The organism is Clostridia bacterium (genome assembly GCA_028698525.1).
In the GTDB taxonomy this organism is placed as follows: Bacteria; Bacillota; Clostridia; order JAQVDB01; family JAQVDB01; genus JAQVDB01.
Genome location: JAQVDB010000013.1, coordinates 31591 through 41917, shown reverse-complemented (window position 1 = coordinate 41917; position 10327 = coordinate 31591). Strand labels below are relative to the sequence as shown.

The window sequence follows — 10327 nt, the reverse complement described above, 5'->3', positions numbered from 1 at the left end:
AAAGGAGAATTGTATTTGAAGGCTATACTCAGCAGGTTGAGGCGGGCAGTACATCAATTTGATATGATTCGTGATGGCGATAGTATCGCTGTAGGCGTTTCCGGGGGAAAAGACAGCATGGCGCTTTTGTATTCTATGTATCTGTTCCAAAAGTTTCAGGTATTTGATTTCAAATTGCATGCAATAACCTTATCTTTAGGTTTTGATGATTTTGATATAAGACCCATTCGAGAATTTTGTCATCGACTTGGTATTCCCTATACTGTAAAGGAGACTTATATAGGTGAAATTGTTTTTAACCGCAGAAAGGAGAAGAACCCCTGCTCCCTGTGTGCCAAGATGCGCAGAGGGGCATTGAACAATACCGCTGTAGAGCTGGGCTGTAACAAGGTTGCATTGGGGCATCATCTGGACGATGTGGTAGAGACATTTCTGTTAAGCCTGTTTTACGAAGGAAGGCTGAATACTTTTTCGCCTAAAACCTATCTGGACAGGAGAAATATAACGGTGATACGCCCTATGGTGTTTTGCACCGAAAAACAGATAATAGGAGGGGTAAATAAACATGGCCTTCCTGTAGTAAAAACTCCCTGCCCGACCAGTGGAGCCACAAAAAGGCAGTTTGCCAAAGACACTCTAAAACAGTTATCCCATGATATTCCCGATATAAGGGAAAAGATTATGAGTGCAATTCAAAACAAAGAACAGATAAACCTCTGGGATTGAATTTATCCCGGAGGTTTTGTTATATTTACATATTTATTCCCTCCGGTGGGAAAATATAATAATATCGGAAGGGTGGGTAGTTATGCGAGTATTGAAAAATTCCTCTAGCACAACAACATTATCCCGGGATTTAAAAAGAAAAATCCAATTTTTAAGTACTTATATAAGTAAGAATGCGGATATCAAGATTAAATTTTTTAATATACAAAGCAGCGTCAACAAAAAAGGTGCTGTTGTTTATATGGAAAGCGTGATTGACAACACGCAGTTTAATAAAAATATTTTGACGCCCCTTATGGTTTATTATAATAACACAAAGAACAAAATCACGAGTACAAATCAGATAGATCAGATAATGAACATGTTTATAACTGTTGGACAGACTGAAAAGATATCAAGTTCACAAAAAATGCTAGATAGCCTGTTTGAAGGGCTGGCTATAGTCATGATAGAGGGGACAAGGGATGTATTGTCAATAGATGTCCGTGGAGGAAAAACCAGGGCCTTAGATGAACCGTTATTGGATAGAACCTTATGTGGTCCTAGAGAAGGGTTTGTAGAAACCCTTAAAATAAATATAGCTTTGATAAGAAGAAAGCTAAAAGACCCCAACTTTGTTATAGAAAAAAAAGTAGTAGGTACAAGAACGCGAACAGATGTGGCCATTATGTATATAGAGGATATAGCAGATACTGCCATTGTTCAAAAGATAATGAATAAAATAGACCAGATCAACATTGACGGTATGCTATCCTCCGGCTACTTGAATCAATATATCGAAGATAATCCCTATTCCCTGCTGCCACAAGCAAGGATTACCGAAAGAACTGATGTGGTAGTGGCAAACCTTTTAGAGGGACGGGTTGCCATAATGGCTGATCAGTCTCCTCTTGTTGTTATATTTCCCGCTCTTTTTATAGAAATGTTTCAAGCCGCCGAAGATTATTACGAAAAGCCGATACAGGGTTCATTTTATCGTATTTTTAGATTTCTGGTATTCTTTATAGCTATTTCCCTTCCTGCATTGTATATATCTCTGATAAGCTTTCAGCATGAACTGATACCATATGAGTTGATTTTTTCACTAGCTAAGTCAAGAAATCTGGTACCCTTTCCCGTTACATTGGAAGTACTGCTGCAGGAAGCGGTGATACAGCTTGTGTTTGAAGCAGGATTACGGCTGCCCTCCCCCCTGGGTCAAACATTAGGGGTGGTGGCAGGCATATTACTAGGTCAAGCCGCCATATCAGCTAATCTAGCTAGCCCTGCCGTAATTATAGTGGTATCCACAGCAGCTATCAGCACATTTGCTATACCGAATTTCTGCATGGCCATTGCTGCCAGGGTGATACGTATTTTGATGATAATATTATCTTCCATATTCGGCCTTTATGGGCTGTCTATAGGATGGCTGATTTTGTTTGCACATCTTACAGACCTTGAAAGCGTAGGTATCCCTTATTTTGCACCTTTTGCACCTACAAGGTATTCGGATTTAAAGGATATGTTGGTGAGAGGTTTTGTATGGGATATGGAGAAAAGACCTGCATCTGTTCCTGTTAAGGATAGAATTAGACAGAATAAAATGAAAGGAAAACAATGAAATGCAAGCCAACACAAGATTTCAAATCACCAGTAAACAGGTTATATTCATCATTGTAGGAACGATATTGGGCATAAGTATATTTAGCCTACCTCGTTCTATAAGCGCCTATGCAAAGCAAAATGCCTGGATATGTATGATATTGGGCATAATTATCCCTGCTTTATCCTTGGTCCTTATAAATATATTGTTTAAAAGATTTGATAGCCTCACTATGGTGGAGATATCCAATTTGGTTTTTGGAAATTTCTTGGGCAGAATATTGAGCATAGGTTTTATATTGTTCTTCATTGCTGTCAGCGCAGCAGCGCTCAGGATGTTTGCCGAGATAACCTCCCTTTATCTTCTTCCGGAAACTCCTATAGCCGTCATTTCCCTGGTTTTTATACTTTCGATAATCTTTATTATTTCAAAAGGGGGAAAAATAGTAGCAAGGCTGAATGAATTTCTGTTCTATATTTTATTTGCGTCTCTAGTTTTCATTCTTCCTTCGCTAAATAAAGCTGATTATTTGAATCTGCTTCCTGTAGGAGGGAGCACAGCTAAAGACATATTGATAGGCTCTTTGCAGACATCGTTTTCCTATTCAGGTATAGAAATCTTGTTTATTATTTATCCCATGATAACCAAAAAAGACGAAACTCTAAAAGCCGGCTTTACCGCTCTGGGGATATGCATGTTTGTTTATTTATTGAGTACAGTAACCTGTCTGCTGGTATTTGGATATGAATACATGCAGAAATTTCTATGGCCTGCACTGGTTCTGTTTAAGATAACAGATATTCCTGTCATACAAAGGTTGGAACTGTTCTTTTTATTTGTTTGGGTGGGGATAGGAATACGACCTGTGGTAAATAACAGTTTTTCTGCCTCCTTCTCTATTGCACAACTTTTGAATTTGGATATAAATAAATATTACCGAATAATATGTATAGTGGTCTCAGTCATAGTTTATCTGTGTTCTTTTATACCAGGAAATATAGCACAAGTATTTACTTATTTTAATTATATCGGATATGTTTTTATCATAATTGCAGTCGGATATCCTTTAATATTTATTGTAGCATCCAGCTTCAAAAAGGAGAGATTGAATGAACATGCATAGTTTTATAAAATCCTGTGCAATAGTGATTGTATGTATGCTATTGCTCACCGGGTGTTGGGATTCAAAGGACCTGGAGAATCTTTCAATACCTATAGCGGGAGGCTATGATCTGGATAAAAAAGATATAGGAGGTAAATCAAAGGCTCAGCTGATGGTATCTGGAATAGTTCCGAATTTCCGACCAGATGCAAAGGAAAATTATAAATTTGAATACACAAAAGGAAAAACTATAGGAGAAAGTCGTGAAGAAAGAAGCAAAACATCCTCAGATTCCCCCATATACGGTATGCTTCAAGTTTTGGTGTTCGGTCAGGATCTAGCAAAACAGGGATTAGGAAAAGTTTTGGATATCAACCTGAGATACTCCCAAATAAAAAATTCACTATACTTAGCTGTAGCCGATGGCAGGGCTGAAGATGTGCTAAATATTCCAGTAAAAGATTATGATAATCCGGGTGAGTATGTCTTAAAATTGATAAAAACCGCACAAAAAAATGCCTTTGTTCCTACAGTCACACTACATGATTTTTCATATGATATATGGAATAGCGGCAAAAATCCTATACTCCCAATAATTGAAATCCAAAATAAGGATAGATTGAAAATAAACAGCGTTGCGATCTTTAAGCACGACAAAATGATTTCAAAGGCAGAAAATGAAGATATGCGATCTCTTGTACTGCTTAGGGGTATTAGTTCAAAAGGATTTATCCCCTTCTTCATAGATAATAAAGATAAACAGTGCAGTGGGAGTGTGATAGTAAAAAACAGCAGAAAAGTGAAGGTGAAATATCAACAGGATAAACTTGTATTTGATGTAAAAGTGTTGATAAAAGGACAAGTTGTAGAGCTATATACTCGACAATCCCTGTTGGAAAATAAGGATCTATTAAAAAATATAGAAAAAGCGGTACAAAAAGAGCTAAATAGAGACTGTATCACTTTTATAGAAAAAATGCAGCACCAATTCAAGGTGGACTGCATAGATATAAGCAAATATGCCCTAGCAAAATGGAGAAGCCAATTGACAAATTTTATCGATGATGAAAGATTTATTCAAAATGCTGTGATCAATGTAGCTGTAGATGTGAAATTGGATAAGACTGATGAAATGCAATAAAAATAACAGGCGCATCAATAGCTTTCTGCGCCTGTTGAATCATAATTTATGACTTCATCATCAATAATATTACCTTCATCTTCACGAAACTGTTCTCTTATCAATTGATCCAGCTTTTCTCTGTCAGGTATCCAATAGCTTACACCGTTTATATACCTGCCTGTGCCTTCTATGTTTCGCACCTTTATTTCATCTACATCTAAGTCGTTGAGAAGCACTGCTAATGCAGCCATATCCTTTATATTTAAATTGGTATCCACATATCCCCGGAGATTACTATAAAGTCTAGGTACAGTAACTATCGGATTCATGGACTTAAGCTTTACCAAAAAAGCCTTGATAAAGTTCTGCTGTCTCTTTGTTCGGTCGATATCTCCGCCTGCTGTCTTTCTAAAACGTACATACTGCAAAGCAAGTTCGCCGTCAAGATGAGTTTGCCCTTCATGCAGATTGTAGCTGCCTTTTGTATAGGTCACATCTACATACATATCAACCCCACCTACAGCGTCCACTATGGCTTTTACAGCATCCATATCTATACCGACATAGTAGTGTATGGGTATCCCTCCTAAAAGATTGCTGATAGCATCCATGGAGTTATCATAGCTATATTTATTCCTTCCCCATCCATATGCAAATGCATGATTTATTTTGTCCATAAATTCTGTATTTACAGTTCCGTCTTTGTTAAGTTTTTTTATCAATGTCCTAGTATCTCGAGGAATAGATATCATGGCAACTTCTTTTGTCTTCATGTTTATTGAAGCCAATACTATGGTATCTGAACGAAATACACCCATCTTGTTTTGTCTGTTTGTGTCTCCATCAAATCCCAACAAAACTATGTTTATCAAGTCTCTAGAGGTCTGGTCACCATCGTCTTGTAAGCCTTCCAACTCTTCTTCCTGATCTTTATTCTGCACGCTCAGCAGCCTGTCCGGATTTAATATAGCATGTACTGTATCGGCAATATAAATACCGGATGTTATGAATATAACCAACAATATCACAAAAACCATTCTACGGCGATTTGTTTTCTTTGATCTTTTCTTACGTCTGCTCACAAAAAACACCTACCCATACTTTTACTTATTGTCTACTATCGCAAACATCAACTCTCCTGATGCAACAACAACATCATCTACACGTGCTTCTGCCTTGCCTTTACCTATAGTACCACGCATTTTTATTATCTCTACTTCCAGTTCCAACGTATCTCCCGGTATTACTTGTTTTCTAAACCTGAATTTATCAATCCCAGTAAATAACGCTATCTTTCCTTTGTTTTGCTCTTGTCCTAACATAGCAACTGCACCTACTTGTGCAAGGGCCTCTACTATGAGCACTCCTGGCATCACGGGAAAACCGGGAAAATGCCCTTGGAAAAATGGCTCATTTATTGTAACGTTTTTTATTCCTTTTGCTCTTTTGCCCCATTCAACCTCTATTACCCTATCCACCAACAAAAAAGGATATCTGTGCGGCAAAATCCCCTGTATATCAGAGATATCCATATTAGTCCTCCTAGTTTTTATAAATCATCTGCCTTTTAAGCCACATAATATAAATGATATATTATTTACTGCATTTGTCAATGAAATATTTTTTAATATTTTATTACAATTGTAAAAAAATAGGGGCGAACCCCTATTTTATCTTCTTAGATCATTGGCAATTTCCATCATATTATCTGCAGTCTGTACAATTCTGGAGTTTAGTTGATATGCCCTTTGAGATACTATCAAATTTACCATCTCTTCTGCAACAGATACATTTGAAGATTCAAGGTAACATTGTTTGAGCTTGGACTGGTCTTGAAACATCATATTACCCGATGCATCAGTCATAGCATAAAGATTATCTCCTATTGCCTGCAATCCTTCCCGATTATCAAAGTCAACCAACGCGATACTTCCGCTATATGTCACGTAACCATCGTTGTTTGAATAAACACTGCCATCCTCTTGTATTATAACATTTTGCGGGTCTCCTATAAATATTCTATTGCCGGCCGAATCTAAAACATAGTCCCCGTTGGATGTGACCAATACATTTCCCCCTGCTTCTGCAGAGACTTGAAAACTCCCATCTCTAGTAAATCTTATATTGCCATCTGCGTCCTGTACCATGAAGAAACCCTTGCCTTCTATTCCTACATCCAAGTTCCTTTCAGTTGCTGTCAAGGCACCCTGTCTAAAATCTTTGGAAGTATAACCTACAGTCACCCCATGGCCCACCATTGGACGGGGAGCATCCTGCTGATAGCTTGGAGCTGTTTTCATATTCTCATATACTAAATCCTTAAAACCTGTATTCACCTTTTTATAGGCATTGGTATTAACGTTGGCTATATTGTTTGAAATTATATCAACCTTATGCTGTTGAGTCCGCATACCAGAGGCAGCAGTCCATAAAGCTCTCATTATTCTCACCTCTATCCCACTATATTAAAATCTAGCTATCTCATTTACCGCCTTGTCCAAAGTCTGATCCTGCATCTTTATCATTCTCTGGCTAGTCTCGTAATTTCTCATAACAGATATCATTTCAACCATCTCATCTACAGGGTTGACATTAGATTTTTCTAAAAATCCTTGACATATGCTTGCTTGTGCAGGTGCAGCTCCACCGTCTTGGGAAAAGTAATTATCACCTTGTTTTACCAGGGATGTTTTATCTTCAAAATCCACAAGTCTCAATCTATCAATGTAGACACCATCACTGAAAATGCTGCCCCTGTCATCTACTGAAATATCGTCATTTTCTATGTAAATCCGACCATTTTCTCCTAGAACGTAGTTCCCCTGCCCGTCCACTAAATAGCCTTGTGAGTTTCTATTAAAGCTACCATTTCTAGTATATACTACTCCCTCCCCTGTTTCTACCTCAAAATAACCGTCACCTTGTATTGCAAAATCTAGATTATTATCGGTCTGATATAGCTGGCCTTGGGAATGAATTGTATATACCTGGTCCACATATGAACCATAGTTTATTGTGCCTATATTTTTGTTTCCTAACGTATCGTCATTGATCCGCTTTGTCAAAACTTCTCTAAAAGAACCTGAAACAGGGATATCCTTCTTATATCCATCGGTATCAACATTTGATATATTATTGGCTATCACATCTACTTTTTTGCTCCCTGTAAGCATCCCGGTAGCTGCAGTATATAGTCCGCGTATCACTCTAAATCCACCTCCATGACTAATTAATACATTCTATTCTTTAAATTGCTGAAGTTGGCTGCACTAGAATAGACATCAATATCCTCAAGGGCTTTGCCTGTCCCTAATGCAACACATGAGATTGCGTCTTCAGCAACCGTAACAGGAACACAACACTTTTCAGATATCAACCTGTCCAATCCATGGAGTAGGCTTCCTCCACCCGTCATCATTATTCCATTGTCGCTTATATCAGATGCCAACTCAGGCGGAGTTTTCTCTAATACAGAATGTACAGTATCAACAATAGCAGAAACTGGCTCTTCCAAAGCTTCCATAAGTTCTTCCGATGTAACTTCTATATTCCTAGGCAGCCCTGTAACCAAGTTTCTTCCTCTCACTTCCATGCTCACGCTTTCCTCTCTTGGGAAAGCGGTACCTGTTTTTATCTTTAGCTCTTCTGCTGTTCTCTCGCCTATCATAACATTATGCTTTTTCCTGAGGTATCTTATTATGGCCTCATCAAATTCGTCCCCGGCCATCTTTATTGAATTGCTCACAACAGATCCACCTAATGAAATGACCGCTATGTCGGTAGTACCTCCTCCCACATCCACTACCATGTTCCCACAGGGTTCTGATATATCCAGTCCAGCGCCTATGGCTGCTGCTATCGGCTCTTCTATAAGATATGTTTTTTTAGCCCCTATTTCATAAGTGGCATCCAACACTGCTCTTTTCTCTACTTCAGTCACCCCGCTAGGAACACATACAACAATCCTAGGTTTTGCAAACAATGTATTACCGCAAACTTTCCTTATGAAGTGTCTTAACATCTTCTCAGTTATATCATAATCAGATATGACTCCATCTCGCAATGGTCTTATAGCTACTATATTACCTGGTGTTCTACCCAGCATCTTCCTCGCTTCTTCACCTACAGCCAATATCGCCCCGGTATTTCTTTCTATAGCAACTACTGAGGGTTCATTGAGCACAATTTCCTTCCCTTTTAGGTATACGAGAACACTTGCCGTTCCTAAGTCTATCCCTATATCTTTTCTAAATCCTATTCCCATAAAGTGCCTTCCTCGCTTTCTTTTGTAATTCATCTATGTAAATAATATTGATTTCAAGTTAAATTATACCAATACTCTTAAGTATATTTCTATATTTCTTCTAAAAATCCTCTTTTTTATTTATTATTTTACATTTTTTCATCTTGTATTTCAACCTTGTTGCTTTCCCTCCCCTTATATGTCTCTCCGCCTTATTTTTCTCTAATACTTTTTTTACCTCTGTGTACATCAAAGGATTTATCTTGGGTAGCCTTTCAGCCACATCCTTATGAACGGTACTTTTACTCACCTTAAATAATTTAGCGGCTTCCCTTACGGTAGAGTTTGTTCTTATAATATGATTCGCTATTTCCAATACCCTCTGTTCTATATAATCCTTCAATTTAACTACCCTCCCCCAAGAAATGCAAATTCGTCTTTTTACATTAATATGCAAAGTCTCGCTAATATAGAAGGGCGGGTAACATTTTAAAAAATAAAAAAGCCCTCTGCTTTTTTAAGCAAAGAGCTTTTGAATGTGCTTTATCTAAATTTTATGTATTCCTTGGGGTCTACATATTCTTCGTTTTTTATCAATTCAAAGTGTAAGTGGGGAGGATCTCCTATTTCAAATGGTGCAGTCTTGCCTACTCCACTGATAGTCTGTCCTTTGTCCACCTTTTGTCCTACATTTACCATTTGATCAGTGGATAAATTTGCATATACCGATTTGAATCCATTTTGATGGTCTATCTCAATCATTATACCCAGTTTAGAATCATTTCTAATATCGCTCACTACGCCGGAAAGAACAGCTCTTACTTCGGCAGTTTCCGCCGCTTCTATATCGATACCATTATGTGAGCACCATTGTTTTAAAGTATTTGAATACACCAGGTTTTCCCTGCCATAGTCCATTATTATTTTCCCGTTTAAAGGCTCTAACATAACTACTGCATTTCCCCCTGCTGCTGATGCAGATTGGGGTGCCTTTTCAGGTTTTGATTGTTTAGGAGCAGGCTTTTTTTGTTCTTCGTCATCCTGTTGGCTATCCAAAGATTTTGGTGAAGTTTCTTTTTGCTCAACTACATCCTTGACCTTTATCTTATCCTCCTCTTTAGACACGGTCTCTTGTTCTTCTTTTTGTTCTTCTTTTTGCTCTTGTTTTTGATCTTTTTTCTGTTGGTCTTTTTGGTATTGTTCTTCTTCGGTTTTTTGTCCCAGCCCAAGCTGTTTTAGATCAAGTATATCCTGTTTATTGTTTCTGGTGGCAAAAACTGCAGTGACAGCTATTATACAAACACATATGAATAATACAACGTAAAACCCTTGTCTATCTAAGAAAGCAAGTATTTTTCTTTTTATATCTGAACCTTTTTTATCTCCCATTTTAGAACACCTCCATTATAGATTTTGCCCACATTGTAGAAAAAAAATACTTGCTTTTGTTATATTTTTCATAAATATATAGTATTTATATATATAGCAGTACCCGTAGGCATATAATACTATACGTGCTCCGCAATCTGTCGCACTATATACAACACA

11 protein-coding genes are annotated in these 10327 nt (G+C 37.7%); 4 read left to right on the top strand and 7 right to left on the bottom strand.

Going from position 1 to position 10327, the window contains the following annotated elements; translation table 11 throughout:
• Positions 1-9: 9 nt before the first annotated feature.
• The 4 genes from PHP06_03170 (at position 10) to PHP06_03155 (ending at position 4554) form a co-directional block, all read left to right on the top strand.
• Entirely contained in the window at positions 10-726 is a 717-nt protein-coding gene (locus PHP06_03170; GenBank protein MDD3839551.1) for a tRNA 2-thiocytidine biosynthesis TtcA family protein, read from the top strand.
• 82 nt (positions 727-808) lie between these two features.
• The gene (locus tag PHP06_03165) at positions 809-2329 is read left to right on the top strand and encodes a spore germination protein (protein ID MDD3839550.1); all 1521 of its coding nucleotides are present in this window, start codon (positions 809-811) and stop codon (positions 2327-2329) included.
• A 1-nt stretch (position 2330) separates the two neighbouring features.
• Positions 2331-3434 (top strand): endospore germination permease, encoded by a 1104-nt coding sequence (locus PHP06_03160; protein MDD3839549.1) that lies wholly within the window; start codon positions 2331-2333, stop codon positions 3432-3434.
• Positions 3421-4554, top strand: a complete 1134-nt coding sequence (locus PHP06_03155; protein MDD3839548.1) for a Ger(x)C family spore germination protein — start codon at positions 3421-3423, stop codon at positions 4552-4554. Before PHP06_03160 ends, PHP06_03155 begins: the two co-directional genes overlap by 14 nt.
• 14 nt (positions 4555-4568) lie before the next feature.
• Here the strand turns inward: PHP06_03155 and PHP06_03150 are convergent, their stop codons facing one another.
• The 7 genes from PHP06_03150 to PHP06_03120 form a co-directional block, all read right to left on the bottom strand.
• A complete protein-coding gene (locus tag PHP06_03150) occupies positions 4569-5618 on the bottom strand; it encodes an LCP family protein (GenBank protein MDD3839547.1) in 1050 nt (349 codons plus the stop codon).
• Between the two features lie 21 nt (positions 5619-5639).
• Positions 5640-6068, bottom strand: a complete 429-nt coding sequence (gene fabZ, locus PHP06_03145) for a 3-hydroxyacyl-ACP dehydratase FabZ (protein MDD3839546.1) — start codon at positions 6066-6068, stop codon at positions 5640-5642.
• Between the two features lie 138 nt (positions 6069-6206).
• Positions 6207-6977, bottom strand: coding sequence for a flagellar hook-basal body protein (locus tag PHP06_03140; protein ID MDD3839545.1), 771 nt, complete (start codon positions 6975-6977; stop codon positions 6207-6209).
• A 24-nt stretch (positions 6978-7001) separates the two neighbouring features.
• On the bottom strand, positions 7002-7742 hold the full coding sequence (flgF, locus tag PHP06_03135; protein ID MDD3839544.1) for a flagellar basal-body rod protein FlgF: 741 nt from the start codon (positions 7740-7742) through the stop codon (positions 7002-7004).
• Between the two features lie 23 nt (positions 7743-7765).
• Positions 7766-8794 carry a rod shape-determining protein gene (locus tag PHP06_03130; protein ID MDD3839543.1) on the bottom strand — a complete coding sequence of 343 codons (1029 nt, stop codon included), beginning with the start codon at positions 8792-8794 and terminating at the stop codon, positions 7766-7768.
• Between the two features lie 106 nt (positions 8795-8900).
• Positions 8901-9182 carry a sporulation transcriptional regulator SpoIIID gene (spoIIID, locus tag PHP06_03125; GenBank protein MDD3839542.1) on the bottom strand — a complete coding sequence of 94 codons (282 nt, stop codon included), beginning with the start codon at positions 9180-9182 and terminating at the stop codon, positions 8901-8903.
• Positions 9183-9322: 140 nt separating this feature from the next.
• Positions 9323-10168 (bottom strand): M23 family metallopeptidase, encoded by an 846-nt coding sequence (locus tag PHP06_03120; GenBank protein MDD3839541.1) that lies wholly within the window; start codon positions 10166-10168, stop codon positions 9323-9325.
• Between the last annotated feature and the right edge of the window lie 159 nt (positions 10169-10327).

Coding starts and splice junctions, on each gene's coding strand:
- PHP06_03165 (MDD3839550.1), top strand. CDS start 809: ATGCGAGTATTGAAAAATTCCTCTAGCACAACAACATTATCCCGGGAT.
- PHP06_03160 (MDD3839549.1), top strand. CDS start 2,331: ATGCAAGCCAACACAAGATTTCAAATCACCAGTAAACAGGTTATATTC.
- PHP06_03155 (MDD3839548.1), top strand. CDS start 3,421: ATGAACATGCATAGTTTTATAAAATCCTGTGCAATAGTGATTGTATGT.
- fabZ (MDD3839546.1), bottom strand. CDS start 6,068: ATGGATATCTCTGATATACAGGGGATTTTGCCGCACAGATATCCTTTT.
- PHP06_03140 (MDD3839545.1), bottom strand. CDS start 6,977: ATGAGAGCTTTATGGACTGCTGCCTCTGGTATGCGGACTCAACAGCAT.
- PHP06_03120 (MDD3839541.1), bottom strand. CDS start 10,168: ATGGGAGATAAAAAAGGTTCAGATATAAAAAGAAAAATACTTGCTTTC.